This is a genomic window from Edwardsiella anguillarum ET080813, assembly GCF_000264765.2.
Taxonomy (GTDB): Bacteria; Pseudomonadota; Gammaproteobacteria; order Enterobacterales; family Enterobacteriaceae; genus Edwardsiella; species Edwardsiella anguillarum.
On sequence record NZ_CP006664.1, the window covers coordinates 3,162,484 to 3,181,252 of the forward strand.

Genomic DNA, 18,769 nt, shown 5'->3' on the forward strand with positions numbered 1-18,769 from the left:
CGGAGGATGGCATGAGACGACTTCTCACCACATTAATGATCCTGCTGGTGGTGGTGACGGCGGGCATCAGCGCGCTGCTGCTGTTGATCAATCCCAATGACTTTCGGGCCTATATGATCAAGCAGGTACAGCAGCGTACCGGCTACGCGCTGACGCTGGACGGCGATCTGCGCTGGCGCGTCTGGCCGCAGCTGAGCATCCTCTCCGATCGTATGTCGCTGCGCGCAGACGGGGCCGCCCAGCCGGTGATCGCGGCTGACAACATGCGTCTCGACGTGCGTCTGTGGCCGCTGCTCTCGCATCAGCTGGAGGTGCGCCGGGTGATGCTGAAGGGGGCGGTGATCCGCCTAACGCCGGACAGCGAGCCGGCGCCGCTGCCGAATGCGCCCCGTTCGCCGGCGGTGCGCAGCGAACCCATCAGCGATATGGCATGGCGTTTGAACATTCATCAGGTGAAGGTCGAGGATAGCCTGGTGATCTGGCAGGCGCCCGACGGAGAGCCGATCAACCTGCGCGATATTGAGCTGAATATCCAGCAGGATGAGACCCGTCATGCCAGCGTCGACTTTTCCAGCCGTATCAACCGCGATCAGCGCGATCTGCAGCTTAGCCTGCAGGCGGACGTCGATCTGAGCCGCTATCCCCAGCAGTATCGGGCACGGATTGACCATCTGGAGTACCGCTACAGCGGCGCAGGACTACCGTCGGCGGGGATTGCCGGGCAGGGCAGCATGATCCTGGGCTACAGCGCATCGCCGGCCGCCGTTACCCTGAGCGATCTGAGGCTGAGCGCTAATGACAGCCAGCTGCGCGGCGAAATCCAGGGGACGCTGGCCGCCATCCCCGAGTACCGGGTAACGCTGCAGGCGGATAACCTGGACTGGGACAGCCTAAGCGGCTGGCAGGCGCAAAGCGCGGATACCGCCCACGCCGATGCCGGCAATACGCCGCCGCCGCCGCCGGTGGTGTCGCAGGTGGCGCCGCCGGAGAGCAGCGACGAGATGGCATTTCTGCGTGATTTTAGCGCCTGGCTGAATATCCAGGCTATGCATGCGACCTACCACGGCATGGCCATAGAGGCGTTTTCCCTGCAGGCCAACAACCGTCAGGGGATGGGAACGCTGGAGAGCCTGAGCGGTCGCCTGGGAGCGGGGGACTTCGCCATCAGCGGCACGCTGCAAAGCCGGCCGAACCAGGCGGTACAGGTTACGCTTGACCCCCGGCTGCGTCAGCTGAGCCTGGAGCCGCTGCTCAAGTCGCTGGCGCTGCCGCCGTTTATCGACGGCTCACTGTCGCTCAGCGGTCATCTGCAGGGCGAGGGGCTTTCCATTTCCAGCCTGCAGCGGCGCTGGCAGGGCTCTCTCTCCTTGGCGATAGATAATGCCCGGCTGGAGGGAATGAACATCGCCCAGATGATCCAGCAGGCCGTGGTGCGCGATCGGCGCGATGTACAGGCTGGGGAGAGCGTGGACACCTTTACCACCTTCCAGAGCCTGAAGGCGGAGGCGGCGCTGCGCAGCGGTCTTCTCACCCTGAATACGCTGAATGGACACTCACCGCTGCTGGATCTCGGTGGTAGCGGCAGCGTCGATCTGGCGGCCCAACGCTGTGATATTAATCTGGGCGTCCGGGTATTGCAGGGCTGGCGCGGTCACGGCACCCTGATCGATACGCTGCAGAAGACTTCCATTCCACTGCATATCTACGGCGACTGGCAGCAGCTTAACTATCAGATGGATGTCGATAAGGCGCTGCGCGGCTCGCTGGAGCAGCAGGCGCGCGATGCGCTTAAGCAGTGGCTGCAGAAGCGCCACGAATAGCGCCGTCTCCTCGCCGCACCTCCGCATCGCCCGACGACGCGGAGGTGCGGCGGGATAAAAATATACCTGCATCACACTCTCCCCGTACTCCACGCCGTCACATCGGGAAAACTTGACAAATATCAGTAAAATAATCTTATCATTTGGGCACAGTGCGGTAGTTTTGACCGTGTTGAAAGGAATTGACAATTAATAAAGGCAGAAACAATGCCTGTCTGGGGTGTGGCTGAGCCCGCCTGTCTATTTGTTGAGGAAGAATATGCTTGAGCTACTGATTGGGGTCGTGGTCGCCGTTGGCGTCGGGCGTTACATTATTAAAGGATATTCCCCCACCGGGGTACTGATGACCGGCGGCCTGCTGCTGCTGATCATCAGCGCGCTGATGGGGCACGATGTCCTGCCCGCTAGCGCGAAGTCGACCGGCTGGCGCGCGACCGATATCGTTGAGTATGTAAAAGTGCTGCTGATGAGTCGCGGCGGCGACCTCGGCATGATGATCATGATGCTGTGCGGCTTTGCTGCCTATATGACCCATATCGGCGCTAACGATGTGGTGGTCAAGCTGGCCTCACGCCCGCTGCGCTACATCAACTCGCCTTATCTCCTGATGATTGCGGCCTATTTTGTCGCCTGCCTGATGTCGCTGGCCGTTTCGTCGGCCACCGGGCTGGGGGTACTGCTAATGGCGACCCTGTTCCCGGTGATGGTCAACGTAGGGATTAGTCGGGGAGCGGCGGCGGCTATCTGCGCCTCGCCTGCGGCGATCATTCTGGCGCCGACCTCCGGCGACGTGGTGCTGGCTGCCAAGGCGTCTGAAATGCCGCTGATCGACTTTGCCTTTAAAACAACCCTGCCCATCTCCATCATCGCCATCGTTTGCATGGCGATTGCCCACTATTTCTGGCAGCGCTACCTGGACAACAAGGAGCAGGCGCAGCACGAGATGCTGGATGTCAACGAGATCACCACCACGGCGCCGTCGTTTTACGCCATTCTGCCCTTTACGCCGATCATCGGCGTGCTGGTGTTTGACGGCAAGTGGGGGCCGCATCTGCACATCATCAGCGTCCTGGTTATCTGCATGCTACTGGCATCGGTGACGGAGTTTCTGCGCAGCTTCGACGCCAAAAAGGTCTATAGCGGGCTGGAGGTGGCCTACCGCGGGATGGCGGATGCCTTTGCCAGCGTGGTGATGCTGTTGGTGGCGGCCGGGGTCTTTGCCCAGGGGCTGAGCACCGTCGGCTTTATCAGCAGTCTGATCGAGCTGGCGCAGTCCTTTGGTACCGGCGGCATCATCATGATGCTGGTGCTGGTGGTGATCACCATGCTGGCGGCGATGACCACCGGCTCCGGCAACGCGCCGTTTTACGCCTTTGTCGAGCTGATCCCCAAGCTGTCCGGCCAGATGGGTATCAACCCGGCCTACCTGACCATTCCGATGCTGCAGGCTTCCAACTTGGGTCGCACCCTGTCGCCGGTCTCCGGCGTGGTGGTCGCCGTCTCCGGGATGGCCAAGATCTCCCCCTTCGAGGTGGTTAAACGCACCTCTGTGCCGGTGCTGGTTGGCCTGGTGGTGGTGATCGTCGCCACCGAATTTATGGTGCCGCTGCATCGCTAAGGACATAGCCGCAGTGAGAGGGCAGGCCGAGTGGCCTGCCTTTTTTTATCTTTAGAATTCCCATATGGGGCAGGGGATAGCGCGGGGCACACATTAAGGATGTGAAGGGGGCGCGGTTAAAAACTCATTCCGATGCAATCCCGCGGTACCGCGTCGGGGTGTGCGATTGGCATCGCGGAAATAATTGTATGATAAAACATCAACCGGCCTTAAAAATAGAAATCAGATATATTTTGACTTGTTTCGATAGCCGTTACGTATAAAAATTGGTACGGCATAGCACCGTTGGTGAGGTGCCATGACAGAGAAGAGAGAGTGCATAGGTGTTGTAAATGAGTGTTTTCTTATAACTTGTTGTTTTGTAAATAATTACTACAGTAAGGTATGAGTGTAAACGCAGCAGAAGCGTCGGTACAGAGTAGTCAGTGCATTGGTAGCTGTAGAGCCAAGGGCGGTAGCGTAGATATATGTTTATTTCTTTAGTAATTAAAATTACGTTTCCATAACAAAATATCCAATTTAAGCGATTCAATTATGTCTCTTTTAAGGAAAAATATAGTATATTTACTTATTTTACAAGGAAGTAGTTATGTAGTTCCGCTGCTCACAATACCATATCTAACAAGAACACTAGGCTTGTATGAGTTTGGCATATATGGGCTGGTATTGAATGTTTCACAGTATTGTGTTTTGTTCGTCGATTTTGGATTTAATTTTACATCAACAAAAAAAATAGCACAAAACCAAGGTGACACTAAGTATATATCTCATGTTTTTTGGACTACAATATATACAAAAGCAATGCTTTGTGGCTTGATTAGTGCTGTCATACTCTTTCTTGTTTATTTTCATTTTAATGGAATATTTAAGCCTCAGTTGGTTTATATTTTAATTATGCTTGTTGGCACTGTTATCATGCCAGTGTGGTACTTTCAAGGGATTGAAGAGTTATCCTCAGTGACGAAAGTAACCTTGTTCGCGAGATTAATTACGTTACCCTTGTTTTTTATATTCGTCCAGGGGGAAGAGGATGTCTCTGCGGCCGTTATTATTCAATCGGCAACCGGTTTTATCGGTGGGGTTATGGCATGCTTGATTATCTATAAATCAAAAAAAATAAAGCTCGTCTCTGTAAGCCTTAATGATATTATTCTAACCATAAGAGATAGCTATAGTGTTTTTGTGGCTATGATATCAATAAATCTTTATACAATAAGTAGTGGTATTATCATCGCCGCAGTTAGTACTATCGATCAAGTGAGTATATATACTGCAGCAGATAGAATTAAAGGGGCCGTATTAGGCGTTTTCCTTATATTGGGGAATGCATTCTATCCTAGATTGAGTAATTTATTTATTACGAGCAGACGTGATGCTTTCTTATTAGTTAAGAGGATCTTGGCTTTTCAGGGAGGGGCTGCATTATTTATTGGTGTTGTAATGGCTGTTTTTTCTGGACCACTCGCAACATTAATTTATGGTGATAAATATGAGATGGTGTCAACATTATTTGTAATATATTCGCCGATATATTTGTTGGTTTTAACGGCAACGGTCTTTGGTAACTATATTTTGTTGCCCTGTGGGTATAAGAAAGAATATACGGTCATGCCAATTGTTTGTGTAATTATCCATTTGCCATTATGTTATTTCTTGGCTAAAACATATGGAGCAATAGGCGCCTCACTATCAGTCGTTTTTGTCGAAATTATTGCTTTGTTTCTACTCTCTTTTGTTTTGTATAAAAAGGGATTGATGAGAGAGATAATCGGTAAAGTATGAAGTTACTGTCTATAATTATTCCTGTGTACAATACTAGCATGTATTTGCATGCTTGTCTCAATTCGGTATTCAAGCAATATGATGAGTCTCTTGAGGTAATTATTGTTAATGATGGCTCAACAGATAATTCTCTTGATATTATAAATGGCTATGAAGGTAAATATTCATTTATAAATATCAATAAAGTTAATGGAGGATTATCTAGTGCAAGAAATAGTGGATTGTCAGCCGCTACCGGTAAATATATTGCATTTTTAGATTCAGACGATATGTGGACTGATGGTATTTATGAAGTCATTAAAGGAAAACTATTAAAGCATAATCCAGATTGTTTATCGTTTCCATATATATCGGTTGATGCCGATGGTGATCCTATTCCCGTTAAGGAGGGAATAGGAGACATATCAGCACAAGAAGATGATTTTATTTTAAATGATCCTATTAATATCTTTAAAAAATCAGACTGGTTCGCCTGGCGTTTTATTTATAAAAAAACATTATTTTCCCATATTCGCTTTGATGAAGGCCGTCGATTTGAAGATCAACTGATTATCCCAATATTAGTAGCTCGGTCAAAAAAAATAATTGATACTCAGATGCCTATAGTTAAATATAGGAAAAACAGTTCAGGGATAACCTCTAATTTAAAATTAAGTGATCTAAATGATAGCGAGTTTGGTATCCTAAGATATATTCGGATATATTATCTTGCTAAGAGTAAGAAACAATGGGCAATATTATTGTCTAACTTATATATTTCACATATATCCAAATGTGCAAGGCTATATCATGAAGATGCTATCTTGGCTAAAGAGTCTTGCTTTTATATTAACAGGATCATTCCATCGCGAGTTTTTGCTGCTGGAAAAATAAAACCTCTCTTATATTATGCTTTCAGGAAAACTCTCTTTGCTAGATTAACTAAGGCTGTAGAAAAAGAAGTTTTCAAAACAAACAAAATCATATAATGGGATAACTTGCTAATGGTCAACAATGATAATAAGAGATTTGCTTTTTTTCAGCTTATTATTTATGTATTAATGATTCCAGTTTTGTTTTTTCTGTTTTTTCAACACGATGGCAGTGAGTTAAGGTTATTAGAGCTTGCTTTGCCATTATTTATTATTTGTATATTTATATCTAATTTTATCTGTAAAATATATATTAATTCAACTTATTGCTTGTTTTTGATTGCATTCTCATTATTTATCTGTGGTAGGTTCTTTATTGCCTTCATCGGCGGCGATGTCAATGTATTTAGCATGAACTTCTTTGTTAATTATACGTTAAATGATTATGACGCAGTAACGTTAACTTTATATATATTTGTTTTTTTATGCTCTATGGATTTTGGCTACAAAATAGCGTTTTTTAGTAATTTATCTTTTAAACCTGTTGCATTAGATGAACAATGGATGCGACGCTTTTGCAATGTTGCACTCTTATTAAGTCCGTTATTTCTCATCGAACTCATGTCGACAGTTCTAGATGCTATTAGAGGCGGGTATCTAGCATCTAAACTCTGGCAAGATAAGGCATACAGTCTTCCATTAAGCAGTCTAGCCCAAACTATTTTTGCGATTGGATTTTCCTATGCGATAGTTGTTGGATATAGGAAAAAATGGTTTGTTGGAATATATATAACAACTATTATTTGCTCTACCGTTATCGGTGCTCGTGGACCATTGTTAGTTAGTCTTCTCCTTTTGATCTGGTTGATTGGACGAAATGGTGCTAAAAATTTAGGCGTGTTTAGGTTTTTAACCATTTCATTAATCAGTGTGATTTTACTATCTGCCTTTATACAAATAATGTCATATCGAGGCAGTGGGAGTTTTTCTGATTTTTCATTAGTGAAGTTTTTATCTACCTTCCTTTTTAATCAGGGGGTATCACTAATGGTATTTGATCTATCAACTAAGGTTAGTAATTACCCTATATTAAGCTATTTTCAGACGATTTTCCCTGGTGCTAGTGCTATAGCCTCTATCTTTATACCAGTTGAATATTATATGACTGGTTTTCAACACTATATGGCTAAGACGCTAGATGAAAGTCTGTTTGCTAGAGGGTTTGGATTAGATTGGACATTGATGAGTGATTTCTATGTTTTTGGTGGTAGAAATATTTTAGGTTTTTCATTCTTGGCCTTTAGCTTTGGGCTTTTGCTCTCTACTTTGCAAAATGCTTCTAAGAATCTATTTTGGCTTGTTTTATTGACTGCGATCTTTACGCGCCTAGTATTTTTACCAAGATCCTCATTGGTTATAATATCGCCGTTCTGTTTTTATTTTTTGTTTTTTGTTTTTTTAATGCCAAAGATTAAGATTGGCATTAAAAAATAATCAGATGGAACTTTCTACTCTTATGTTTACAGTATTCACGCCAACGTTTAATCGAGCAAAAACCCTGCATCGTTGCTATGAAAGCATTCTTCATCAAGGATATGATGATATAGAATGGATTATTATTGATGATGGTTCAACTGATAATACAAAAGATATTGTGAATAATTTTATTAAGGATGGAAAAATTCACATTAACTATATTTATCAAAATAACGCTGGAAAGCAGTCAGCATGGAATAGAGCAATAAAAGAGGCGCGAGGGGAGTTTTTTATCGGTTTGGATTCTGATGATGAGTTAGTATCTTCTGCACTGTTCAAATTAAAACCATATGTTAAATTGCTAGATGAAAGAAAAGATTTAATAGGACTGCGTTGTTTGGCTATTAGAAAGTCAACAGGTAAGCCTGATAGTTTATTTCAGGTTGGCGGCGGTGGCATTGCCAGCTGGTATGATGAATTTGCCAGTGCTATTTTTGGTGAAAGGATTGATGTATTTAAAACAAAAATTATTTCGGAATTTCCATATCCAGTTGTTGATGGAGTAAAATTTATTCCAGAAATTTGGTTCTACTCGATTGTGTCAAAAAAATATAAATTCATATATTTAGATGAGCCTTTGAGTATTTTTCATGATCAGGAGGTGGTAGGACGCCTTAGCAAAAGTTCTTTTTCTATGAATGCTCGAGGCCATTTGATTTCAAGATCTGCGATGCTAAAAAATATCCCTATAAGATGCTTTATGAAAAACCCAATAGGTTTTATAAAAACTGTTATTCGGTATTTTCAGGCTGTTTTATACTGTATCTTAAAGAGATATAAAATATGAGAAGCATATGCTTTTTTGTTGGGGATATTAGTCGGTCAGGTGGCACTGAACGGGTGACTAGCGTCCTGGCTAATTTTTTGGCAGGAAATGGGTACCAGGTATCTATCCTTAGTTTACAGTGTGGTCAGAAGAGTTTTTTTCCTTTAAATAGTAATGTATCTGTTTGTAATATATTCGATGAAGTTGCTCGAGGAATTACTCGCTTGCCTTCGGTTGTCTTATTTTTGCGCTCTTTTGTAAAGAAAAAAAACATAGATATATTTATTAATGTTGAATCTATGCTCTCTATTTATTCTATTCCTGCTTTTATTAATTTACGTATTAGAAATATTTGCTGGGAACATTTTAATTATAAAATTGATCTTGGGAAGAAGGTTAGACGAGTTGCTAGAGTATTAGCCGCCTGTTTTGCAGATGATATAATAACATTGACGGAGAGAGATAAAAAATTCTGGCTTGATAAATGTTTCTGCAAAGCAAAAGTGAACAGAATTTATAACCCAGTCCCCTTCAGTCTCACAAGCAATATTGACATAAGAAAAAAGAAAATCATGTTGGCCGTCGGTCGGCTAACTTATCAAAAAGGTTTCGATTTACTACTCAAGTCTTGGTCTATATTCTGTTTGAAACGACAAGATTGGGTGTTACGTATTGTCGGTAGCGGTGAGGATGAGGAAGAATTAAAAAAGCTATGTGATTCCTTAGGGATCTCTAATTTTGTCGAGTTTTATTCAAACACAAATAATGTTATTGAGCATTATTCAGTTAGCGCATTTTATGTAATGACTTCTAGATTTGAAGGTTTCCCTATGGTCTTGCTAGAGGCGCAAGAAACTGGCTTGCCAATTATTGCATTTGACTGCGATACAGGGCCTAGTGAAATTGTTATTGAAAATAAGAACGGCTGGTTAATAGACAATAATGATATTTTAGGGTTTGCCGATAAAGTTGAATATGCTGCAATTGTCTATGATGACGAGAAAATATATAATGAAATGGTGACTTGCTCCATTAATAATGCAAGGAAGTATCATTTGGATAATATTGGTAGACAATGGATGAGATTGTTAAATGATTGAGCTCAATCAGAATAATGTTCATAGAGTTTGTTTTGTTATCACAGGACTTGGTATGGGAGGGGCTGAAAAACAAGTTTGTGATTTGGCTGATAAACTCTCTTTGCGTGGAGTAAATGTTATTGTTATTAGTCTTGCCGATGGAGTGGTGGTGCAACCTTTATTGAAAGATGTAAAAGTCTATTCAATAAACATGAAAAAGAATATCTTTGGTTTTATTCGTGCGCTATGGCGTGTCAGGAGGATAATTAAAGGATTTAATCCTCAGGTCGTTCATAGTCATATGTATCATGCCAATTTATTCTCTCGTTTTCTTCGTGTGCTAGATCCATCCTTTAAATTGATTTGTACCGCTCATAATACCAATGAGGGGGGGCGCTGGCGAATGTTATCCTATCGTTTAACGGATTGGCTTGCTTCAATATCCACTAATGTTAGCCAAGAGGCTGTAACATCTTTTGAGCAGGCGAATGCGGTAAAAAAAGGGAGGATGATACTTATGTATAATGGGGTTAATACTGATAAATATAAATATTCAGCGAATGAAAGAGTAAATAAAAGACGTGAGTTGTCTCTGTCTAATGACGACGTATTAATACTTGCCGTGGGCCGGTTGACTGAAGCTAAAAATTATAAAAATTTGCTGTCGGCTTTTTCAAAAATTAAATGTGAAGGCCGTTCCTTAGTGTTAGCTATTGCAGGTATTGGGGAGGATAAGGCGTCATTAGCGCAGTTAGCCATCGACTTAGGCATTGAGAGTAGCGTCCGTTGGCTCGGATTAAGATATGATGTGGCAGAGTTGATGTCTGCAATGGACATATATGTAATGTCGTCTTCATGGGAGGGGATGCCTTTAGTTTTGTGTGAAGCGATGAGTTGTGGTGGTGTAGTGGTCTCTACGGATTGTGGTGGGACAAAAGAAATTGTTGGTGATGCTGGGTTTCTTGTTCCAAAAGCTGATTCTATGCTTTTAGCTAGCGCATTAAAATCAGCAATAGATCTGACGCCAGAGCAGAGAGAAATAATTTCAGATAAGGCCAGAGATCGTATTTTAACACGGTATTCATTATGTGCAGTGTCCGATGAGTGGATGCAGTTATATAATAAGGTAGTATGATTGCATTCATAATGTTATGTTGTTTTGATTTGGTGACCTATTTGTGAATATACTGTTAATAACAAACACTGCCGCATCTATATTTAACTTTAGGCTGAGGTTGATTGAGCGGCTGATTCATGATGGGCATGTTGTTTACTTATTGCTGCCAAAAACAGATGCATCTAGAGTATCAGAACTTAACCAGTTGGGTATTCATGTTGTCTTTTATGAATTGAATCGTAGTAGCGTTAATCCATTTCAAGCAGTGGTGACTATATGCTCTATGATTAAAAAAATAAAAGAAATAAACCCTGATATTACGTTTTCTTTTTTTCCCAAACCTGTCATTTTTGGTACATTGGCTGCGCATTATGCTGGGGTAAAATGCAATTACTCGATGTTAGAAGGCCTAGGGTATTGCTTTACTCGACGATTAGAACCCGACTCACTAAAGAAGAAAATATTACGGCGCTCGCAGGTTTTATTGTATAAATTAGCATTGCCGCACTCTCGCTGTGTTATTTTTTTAAATGATGATGATAGGCGAGAAATTACTATTGATAATCATGTTAGCGTTGAGCGTACCTATGTTATAGGCGGGATTGGTGTTGATTTGAATAAATTCTCGCATCAACCACTTCCTCGTGAAATTCGCTTTACAATGGTCTCTCGATTGTTAATCGATAAAGGTGTTAGAGAGTATGTTAAGGCGGCGAGTTATGTGCGTGGAATATACTCTAACGTAAAATTCGATTTTGTGGGTGGAATCGATGATAACCTTGGTGGTGTAAGTAAAATAGAATTAAAAAGTTGGATTGATGAAGGCCATGTTAACTTTAGAGGTGTGTCAAATAATATACATGAGGTTTTGACAGAAACGAGTGTTTTTGTATTACCTTCATATAGGGAAGGGGTTCCTCGAAGTACCCAGGAGGCTATGGCTATTGGTCGTCCAATTATTACTACGAATGTGCCAGGCTGTAAAGAGACGGTAATAGACGGCGTTAATGGTTTCCTCGTTCCGCCGTGGAATGCTCAGGCTTTGGCCGAAAAGATGATCTATTTTATAGAGAATCAGAGTGAAATTGAACGAATGGGAAAAGAAAGTCGTATTCTAGCAGAAAGAAAATTTGATGAAGATGCTTTCTGCGATAAGCTTATTAAGATACTTCTTGGTTAGGATTAATTCTAATGACCACACTTAAAGCCGTTATCCCCGTCGCCGGACTGGGAATGAAGATGCTACCGGCCACCAAGGCCATCCCGAAAGAGATGCTGCCCATCGTCGATAAGCCGTTGATTCAAAAAGTAGTGCATGAGTGCGTCCAGGCGGGGGTGAAAGAGATCATTCTGGTGACCCACTCCTCCAAGAATGCCATTGAGAACCACTTCGATACGTCGTTTGAGCTGGAAGCGCTGCTCGAGGCGCGCGTCAAACGTCAGCTGTTGGATGAGGTACGCTCCATCTGCCCGCCAGGGGTGACTATCAACAGCGTACGTCAGCATAAACCGCTGGGTCTGGGGCATGCCATTCTCTGCGCCCGCCCTCTGGTCGGGGAGCATCCCTTTATCGTCGCACTGCCGGATATCTGGTTAGACACCAGCACCTTCGATCCCGCCACTCAGAATCTGGCGGCGATGGTCACGCGTTTTGAGGAGAGCGGGCGTAGCCAGGTGCTGGTGCAGCCGATGCCGCTGGAGGTGCTGCCGGAGTATTCGGTGATCAACTGTGCCGATGCGGTGCTGGCGCCGGGGCAGAGTGCGCGCATGACCTCGATTGTGGAAAAACCCGAGAACGCAGAGAAATACCAGTCTGACCTGTCCGCGGTCGGGCGCTATGTCTTGTCTGCCGCCATCTGGCCGATCCTGGCCGCCACCGGCTTTGGCGCCTGGGAGCGCATCCAGCTCTCCGATGCCATTGCAACTCTGCTGCAGCACCGTCCGGTAGAGGCCTATCGCCAGGTGGGGCTCTCCTATGACTGCGGTGATAAATTGGGGTATGCTGAGGCCTTTGTCGCCGGTGGGTTAAGTCACTCTCAGCAGGGAGAGGCCTTTACCGCCTGGCTGCGGGATGTGCAGACGCGAATTGATTGATTCAGGGTATTTAGCATGGCAATTTTAGTGACCGGCGGCGCCGGCTATATCGGGTCTCATACGGTGCTGGCACTGCTGTCCCGCGGGGATGAGGTGGTGGTGCTGGATAACTTTGTCAACGCCTCTGCGCAGGCGTTGAACCGGGTGGCGCAGATTTGCGGCCGCCAGCCGCATCTGTACCGCGGCGATGTGCGCGATCGGGCGCTGCTGCGGCAGATTTTTGCACAGCACGCTATTAGCGATGTGATTCACTTCGCCGGTCTCAAGGCCGTGGGTGAATCGGTGGAAAAACCGCTGGAGTACTACGACAACAACGTCAGCGGTACGCTGGTATTGCTGGAAGAGATGCATTGCGCCGGTGTGCAGGGCTTTATCTTTAGCTCTTCTGCGACGGTGTATGGCGATCCCGAGTCAGTGCCGCTGACGGAGAACAGCCGTACCGGCGGGACGACCAACCCCTATGGCACCTCCAAGCTGATGGTTGAGCAGATCCTGCAGGACGTATCTCGCGCCAGACCCGAGATGCGGATTACCGCGCTGCGCTACTTTAACCCGGTGGGGGCACATCCGTCGGGGCTTATCGGCGAGGATCCCAACGGCATCCCCAACAATCTGGTCCCCTATGTCGCGCAGGTGGCGGTGGGGAAACTGGCCTGCCTGTCCATCTTCGGCGATGATTATCCCACCCACGATGGCACCGGGGTACGCGACTATATTCACGTGATGGATCTGGCCACGGGCCACCTGGCCGCGCTCGATCGTCGCGATGAGGGCGCCAGCTACAAAGTGTATAACCTGGGAACCGGAGTAGGATATTCCGTTTTGGATATCGTTGCCGCATTTGAGAGGTGCTCTGGGGTTACTATACCTTACCGCTTTGCGCCGCGTCGCGCGGGCGATATTGCCGAATGCTGGTCCGATCCGGCGCTGGCGGCGCGGGAGCTCGGCTGGCGCGCGCAGTACGATCTGGATCAGATGATGCGCGACACCTGGCGCTGGCAGCAGAGCAACCCGAATGGGTATCAAGATTAATTTTATTAATACAAAGGCATGTGATGAAGATTGCGATTAGCGGTACGGGCTACGTCGGCCTGTCCAACGGAATTTTGCTGGCTCAGCATCATGAGGTCGTCGCCCTGGATATCGTGGCGGAGAAGGTCGAGATGCTTAACCGGCGTCAGTCACCGATCGTGGATAAGGAGATCCAGGAGTACCTCACTCATCGCTCCCTGAATTTCCGTGCGACGCTGGACAAGGAAGAGGCGTACCGCGGCGCTGATTTTGTCATCATTGCGACGCCGACCGACTATGATCCCAAGAGCAACTACTTTAACACCGCCAGCGTAGAGGCGGTGATCCGCGATGTGCTGGCAATCAATCCGGCGGCGGTGATGATCATCAAGTCGACCATTCCCGTCGGATTTACCCAGCAGCTGCGTGAGCGCCTGGGTATCGATAACCTGATCTTTTCGCCGGAGTTTCTGCGCGAGGGGCGGGCGCTGTATGACAACCTGCACCCGTCGCGTATCGTGGTCGGCGAGCGCTCCGAGCGCGCGGAGCGCTTTGCTGCGCTGCTGCAGGAGGGGGCGATTAAGCAGAATATCCCGACCCTGCTGACCGATTCGACGGAGGCGGAGGCGATCAAGCTGTTTGCCAACACCTATCTGGCGATGCGGGTTGCCTATTTTAACGAGCTGGATAGCTATGCCGAGGCGCTGGGACTCAACAGCCGCCAGATCATTGAAGGGGTCAGCCTCGATCCGCGCATCGGTAACCACTATAACAATCCTTCGTTTGGCTACGGCGGCTACTGTCTGCCAAAAGATACCAAGCAGCTCTTGGCCAACTACTCCTCGGTGCCCAATAACCTGATCCAGGCGATTGTCGAGGCCAACCGTACGCGTAAAGATTTTATTGCTGACTCGATTATCGCGCGCAATCCGCAGGTGGTGGGTGTGTATCGGCTGATCATGAAGAGCGGTTCGGATAATTTCCGTGCCTCCTCGATCCAGGGGATCATGAAGCGCATCAAGGCCAAGGGGATTAAGGTCGTGATCTTTGAGCCGGTGATGAAAGAGGATAGCTTCTTCCACTCAGAGGTGATCCGTGACCTGGAGCAGTTTAAGGCGATGTCGGATGTGATCATCTCTAACCGTATGGCGCCGGAGCTGGATGACGTGGCGGATAAGGTCTACACCCGCGATATCTTCGGCAATGACTAACCATTACCGGCAAATTTTGTAAGACAATATTGGCTGGCGAGGTTAGCATAATGTCCATTGGATCGTACTGACTAACACCTGCCTCCAACGCGCGCCCTAGGGCGTGCGTGTCGTTTCAGCCGGGGGGAGATTTTTACAGGATAATTTATGCGTGTTTTAGTAACTGGCTGCGCCGGTTTTATCGGTGCCAATCTCTGTGGCCGTTTGTTGGCGGCGGGGCATCAGGTCGAGGGCATCGACAACCTGAACGACTATTACGATGTGTCGCTCAAGCAGGCGCGCCTGGCGCCGCTGCAGGCCGATGCCAACTTCACCTACCATCCGATCGATATCGCCGACAGCGCGGCCATGGCGGCGCTGTTTAGCGCCGCCCACTTTGACCGGGTGGTTCACCTGGCGGCGCAGGCGGGAGTGCGCTACTCCCTGACCAACCCGCTGAGCTATGCCCAGAGCAACCTGCTGGGACACGTCAACGTGCTGGAAGGCTGCCGTCACAGTAAGGTGGGGCATCTAATTTACGCCTCCTCCAGCTCCGTGTATGGGTTGAACAACAAGGTCCCGTTCTCGACCGCCGACCGCGTCGATCACCCGATTTCCCTGTATGCCGCCACCAAGAAGTCCAACGAGCTGATGGCGCACTCCTACTCTCATCTGTATGGGCTGCCGACCACCGGCCTGCGCTTCTTCACGGTCTATGGGCCGTGGGGGCGCCCGGATATGGCGCTGTTCAAGTTCACCAAGAGTATGCTGGAAGGCAAGCCCATCGATATCTACAACCATGGCGATATGCAGCGTGATTTTACCTATATCGACGATATCGTCGAAGGCGTGCTGCGTATTATGGAGGTCGTGCCGCAGCCGAACGCCGACTGGCGGGTCGAGCAGGGTTCACCGGCCGCCAGCTCCGCGCCATACTGTATCTATAATATCGGTCACGGTAGCCCGGTGCGCCTGATGGATTACATTACGGCGCTGGAGGAGGCCCTGGGGATCGAGGCGCAGAAGCACTTTATGCCGATGCAGCCGGGCGATGTCTACCAGACCTATGCCGATACCGAGGATCTGTTCGCGGTGACCGGCTACCGCCCGCAGGTAGGGGTGAAAGCGGGAGTGCTGGCTTTCGTAAATTGGTATCGTGACTATTATAACGCTTAAAACAGTTCACTTTTACAACAAAGTTTGTTACGTTTTAACCGTAGCTATGATAAATAGCTACGGTTTTTTTATATTTTCTTGTTTTAAAATTAATATGTGAGATGTCTCTGTGGATCTGTATATTTGTTTGACACCACTCCAAACGCTGATTGCGGAAAAAATAAAGCAAAAAAAAGATACTGATGCACAGCTATTTTATTTTTTCGCTAAAGATAATGAAGTGAATCGAAAATATTATGCTGACTTAGGTAAGCATATGGTAGAATCCCGGGCTTTCTTTGCACCGTTGAAAGTGAAAACTTTTATCGATATTTATCGATTTGTGAAAAATAAATCATTTGATACTATTTATTTTGCCAACATTGATCATCCTTTTATACATTATGTTCTCTCCTATGCTAATTTTAAAAGAATAGAGACGTTTGATGATGGGACTGTCAATATAAGCTATAGTGGAAGATATTATAATGACGTGGCGCAGAAACGATGGAAGTTAATCGTTCACACGCTATTAAGACGAAAGTTTGATAAGAATAGGATCTTGAATGAATCATGTTTGCATCATACGATTTATAAGGATCGTAAGAATATCATCCCAAATACCCAGCTGGTAAATTTGTTTAATATAGATGATGGTAATGATGCCGTTAGCAATGGTGAAATATCGCTCTTTCTTGGTGGAATATATAGTGAGATGCTCAATGGAAAAAAGCATGTCGCTAAGCTAGAAAAAAACATTCTTGCATTTTTAGAAAAAAACAATAACACTTATTATATCCCACACCCTAGAGAGAGTGAGAGATTATTTAATGGTTTTTTTCTTCCGGGTGTATATGACAATCTCATCGCCGAACATATCATAATTTCGTTATGCAAAAAATACGCAAAGATCAATGTGTATGGAATGGCGAGTAGTGTACAGTTTAATATGTTCGATATGCCAATGGTGAATTGTATCGCAGTGAAAGCAAAACATATCGATGCCGTTACCTCTGAAAATATAGCAAAGTTGATGGCAATGGGATCTCCATGTATCGAGATTTAGTGTAATAAAAAGGATTATGGCATGCAAAAATTGATAATTATAGGTGCCGGCGGGTTTTCTAAATCTATTATTAGTAGTATCGATATTAATCAGCTTGAATTGATTGGGTTTATCGATACGTATAAGCAAGGCGTTCATCAAGGATACCCAATTCTGGCTAATGCAATCGAAAAAATAGATAATTTTAACGATTATGTTTATTTTATCGGTATCGGAGAGCCAAAGCATCGTTGGTGGTTTTACCAACGATTAATGTCCAAGGGATTATCGTTGGTCAATATAATTGACTCATCAGCATTGATTGATCCCAATGTTACATTAGGCAATGGAATATATATTGGTAAAATGTGTATAGTCAATAGTGACACGATAATACATGATGCCGTTGTGATCAATACTAGAGCTTTAGTTGAGCATGGAAATACTCTTGGGTGTTGCTCTAATATATCAACTAACGCTGTTCTTAATGGTGATGTTCAGGTTGGCCAGAGAACATTTGTCGGGAGCTGTAGCGTGATTAATGGACAGCTAACTATTGGTAATGGCTCAATCATTGGTTCAGGCTCCGTAGTGATTAGAGATATTCCAGATAATGTTGTAGTTGCGGGCTCCCCGACGCGTTTAATCAGAGAGAATTATGATGAATAAAGTGTATATCGTTGCTGAAATTGGCTGTAACCATAATGGCGATCCTCTACTGGCTAAAAAAATGGTTGATCAGGCAAAAGCCGCTGGGGTGGATGCCGTTAAGTTTCAAACGTTTAAAGCGGATTTGCTGATTTCAAAATATGCACCAAAGGCGGAGTATCAGATAAAGCAAACTGGCTGTGAAGAGTCTCAGCTTGAGATGACGCGTAAATTGGAGCTTGCATATGATGACTTTATTGAACTGTCACAATATGCAAAAAATCTTGGTCTGGATGTTTTCTCTACGCCGTTTGATTTTGATTCAATCGATTTTCTTGCTTCATTAAAACAACGCGTATGGAAAATTCCATCTGGAGAGTTATTAAATCTTCCTTATCTTGAAAAAATAGCAAGACTAGATATTACTGATAAGAAAATCATCATATCGACTGGAATGGCAACGCTAGATGAAATTAATATGGCATTGCATGTATTGCATAACAATGGTGTCAAAGCAAGTGATATTACTATTCTACACTGTAACACAGAATATCCGACACCCTATTCTGATGTGAATCTTAATACGTTATCTAGCTTTAAGAGTATTTTCAAAGAATATCAGATTGGATTCTCCGATCACTCCCCTGGATATTTTTCAGGGATTGCAGCTGTGCCTTATGGCATTTGCTTCATAGAGAAGCATTTTACTTTAAATAAAGACTTTCCCGGCCCAGATCATAAAGCATCAGTGACGCCAGATGAATTGCGACTCTTATGTCAGGGGATTCGGGCTATTGAATTAGCATTAGGCAGCTATGATAAAATTGTGACTAATTCTGAACGCAAGAATAAAATAGTTGCTCGAAAATCGATCGTTGCCAAACGTAATATAAAGCAAGGTGAGATTTTTACTTTAGAGAATATTACAACTAAGCGTCCAGGTAATGGAATTAGTCCTATGCATTGGTATCAGGTTTTAGGCAGCATTGCAGAGCGAGATTTTTGTGAAGATGAGCTGATCTGCTGTTCTAACTTAAGCATGCAGGAGTTATAAGAT

16 protein-coding genes are annotated in these 18,769 nt (G+C 45.4%); all 16 read left to right on the plus strand.

Annotated features, from left to right (window positions below):
- Positions 1–11: 11 nt before the first annotated feature.
- Positions 12–1,820 (plus strand): outer membrane assembly protein AsmA, encoded by a 1,809-nt coding sequence (asmA, locus tag ETEE_RS14245; RefSeq protein ID WP_034165017.1) that lies wholly within the window; start codon positions 12–14, stop codon positions 1,818–1,820.
- A gap of 259 nt (positions 1,821–2,079) precedes the next feature.
- Positions 2,080–3,438: an anaerobic C4-dicarboxylate transporter DcuC gene (dcuC, locus tag ETEE_RS14250; protein ID WP_034165018.1), complete on the plus strand. Its 1,359-nt coding sequence runs from the start codon at positions 2,080–2,082 to the stop codon at positions 3,436–3,438.
- Between the two features lie 534 nt (positions 3,439–3,972).
- Entirely contained in the window at positions 3,973–5,220 is a 1,248-nt protein-coding gene (locus ETEE_RS14255; RefSeq protein ID WP_034165019.1) for an oligosaccharide flippase family protein, read from the plus strand.
- Positions 5,217–6,188 carry a glycosyltransferase family 2 protein gene (locus ETEE_RS20315; RefSeq protein WP_071844188.1) on the plus strand — a complete coding sequence of 324 codons (972 nt, stop codon included), beginning with the start codon at positions 5,217–5,219 and terminating at the stop codon, positions 6,186–6,188. The genes ETEE_RS14255 and ETEE_RS20315 overlap by 4 nt, the downstream gene beginning before the upstream one ends.
- Before the next feature lie 15 nt (positions 6,189–6,203).
- The gene (gene wzy / locus ETEE_RS14260; RefSeq protein WP_034165020.1) at positions 6,204–7,565 is read left to right on the plus strand and encodes an O-antigen polysaccharide polymerase Wzy; all 1,362 of its coding nucleotides are present in this window, start codon (positions 6,204–6,206) and stop codon (positions 7,563–7,565) included.
- Positions 7,549–8,394 carry a glycosyltransferase family A protein gene (locus tag ETEE_RS14265; protein WP_225865154.1) on the plus strand — a complete coding sequence of 282 codons (846 nt, stop codon included), beginning with the start codon at positions 7,549–7,551 and terminating at the stop codon, positions 8,392–8,394. Before wzy ends, ETEE_RS14265 begins: the two co-directional genes overlap by 17 nt.
- Complete coding sequence (locus ETEE_RS14270) at positions 8,391–9,473, plus strand: glycosyltransferase family 4 protein (protein WP_071881923.1); 1,083 nt, start codon at positions 8,391–8,393, stop codon at positions 9,471–9,473. The genes ETEE_RS14265 and ETEE_RS14270 overlap by 4 nt, the downstream gene beginning before the upstream one ends.
- A complete protein-coding gene (locus ETEE_RS20320) occupies positions 9,466–10,587 on the plus strand; it encodes a glycosyltransferase (protein WP_071881924.1) in 1,122 nt (373 codons plus the stop codon). The genes ETEE_RS14270 and ETEE_RS20320 overlap by 8 nt, the downstream gene beginning before the upstream one ends.
- Positions 10,588–10,630: 43 nt before the next feature.
- Entirely contained in the window at positions 10,631–11,749 is a 1,119-nt protein-coding gene (locus ETEE_RS14275) for a glycosyltransferase family 4 protein (protein WP_034165022.1), read from the plus strand.
- Between the two features lie 11 nt (positions 11,750–11,760).
- Entirely contained in the window at positions 11,761–12,663 is a 903-nt protein-coding gene (locus ETEE_RS14280) for a sugar phosphate nucleotidyltransferase (protein WP_034165023.1), read from the plus strand.
- A gap of 15 nt (positions 12,664–12,678) precedes the next feature.
- Entirely contained in the window at positions 12,679–13,695 is a 1,017-nt protein-coding gene (galE, locus tag ETEE_RS14285) for a UDP-glucose 4-epimerase GalE (protein WP_034165024.1), read from the plus strand.
- Positions 13,696–13,718: 23 nt separating this feature from the next.
- Positions 13,719–14,885 carry a UDP-glucose 6-dehydrogenase gene (gene ugd / locus ETEE_RS14290; RefSeq protein WP_034165025.1) on the plus strand — a complete coding sequence of 389 codons (1,167 nt, stop codon included), beginning with the start codon at positions 13,719–13,721 and terminating at the stop codon, positions 14,883–14,885.
- Between the two features lie 147 nt (positions 14,886–15,032).
- Positions 15,033–16,040, plus strand: coding sequence for an NAD-dependent epimerase (locus ETEE_RS14295; RefSeq protein WP_034165026.1), 1,008 nt, complete (start codon positions 15,033–15,035; stop codon positions 16,038–16,040).
- Between the two features lie 109 nt (positions 16,041–16,149).
- Positions 16,150–17,085 carry a glycosyltransferase family 52 gene (locus ETEE_RS14300; RefSeq protein WP_034165027.1) on the plus strand — a complete coding sequence of 312 codons (936 nt, stop codon included), beginning with the start codon at positions 16,150–16,152 and terminating at the stop codon, positions 17,083–17,085.
- Between the two features lie 21 nt (positions 17,086–17,106).
- On the plus strand, positions 17,107–17,733 hold the full coding sequence (locus ETEE_RS14305) for a NeuD/PglB/VioB family sugar acetyltransferase (RefSeq protein ID WP_034165028.1): 627 nt from the start codon (positions 17,107–17,109) through the stop codon (positions 17,731–17,733).
- A complete protein-coding gene (neuB, locus tag ETEE_RS14310; protein WP_034165029.1) occupies positions 17,726–18,766 on the plus strand; it encodes an N-acetylneuraminate synthase in 1,041 nt (346 codons plus the stop codon). The genes ETEE_RS14305 and neuB overlap by 8 nt, the downstream gene beginning before the upstream one ends.
- Positions 18,767–18,769 lie beyond the last annotated feature (3 nt).

Excerpts from the sequence above, each read along its gene's own strand:
- ETEE_RS20320 (WP_071881924.1), top strand. The coding sequence starts at position 9,466 with ATGATTGAGCTCAATCAGAATAATGTTCATAGAGTTTGTTTTGTTATC.
- ETEE_RS14280 (WP_034165023.1), top strand. The coding sequence starts at position 11,761 with ATGACCACACTTAAAGCCGTTATCCCCGTCGCCGGACTGGGAATGAAG.
- ugd (WP_034165025.1), top strand. The coding sequence starts at position 13,719 with ATGAAGATTGCGATTAGCGGTACGGGCTACGTCGGCCTGTCCAACGGA.
- wzy (WP_034165020.1), top strand. The coding sequence starts at position 6,204 with ATGGTCAACAATGATAATAAGAGATTTGCTTTTTTTCAGCTTATTATT.
- ETEE_RS14305 (WP_034165028.1), top strand. The coding sequence starts at position 17,107 with ATGCAAAAATTGATAATTATAGGTGCCGGCGGGTTTTCTAAATCTATT.
- ETEE_RS14270 (WP_071881923.1), top strand. The coding sequence starts at position 8,391 with ATGAGAAGCATATGCTTTTTTGTTGGGGATATTAGTCGGTCAGGTGGC.
- ETEE_RS14255 (WP_034165019.1), top strand. The coding sequence starts at position 3,973 with ATGTCTCTTTTAAGGAAAAATATAGTATATTTACTTATTTTACAAGGA.
- asmA (WP_034165017.1), top strand. The coding sequence starts at position 12 with ATGAGACGACTTCTCACCACATTAATGATCCTGCTGGTGGTGGTGACG.
- neuB (WP_034165029.1), top strand. The coding sequence starts at position 17,726 with ATGAATAAAGTGTATATCGTTGCTGAAATTGGCTGTAACCATAATGGC.
- ETEE_RS20315 (WP_071844188.1), top strand. The coding sequence starts at position 5,217 with ATGAAGTTACTGTCTATAATTATTCCTGTGTACAATACTAGCATGTAT.
- dcuC (WP_034165018.1), top strand. The coding sequence starts at position 2,080 with ATGCTTGAGCTACTGATTGGGGTCGTGGTCGCCGTTGGCGTCGGGCGT.
- ETEE_RS14295 (WP_034165026.1), top strand. The coding sequence starts at position 15,033 with ATGCGTGTTTTAGTAACTGGCTGCGCCGGTTTTATCGGTGCCAATCTC.
- galE (WP_034165024.1), top strand. The coding sequence starts at position 12,679 with ATGGCAATTTTAGTGACCGGCGGCGCCGGCTATATCGGGTCTCATACG.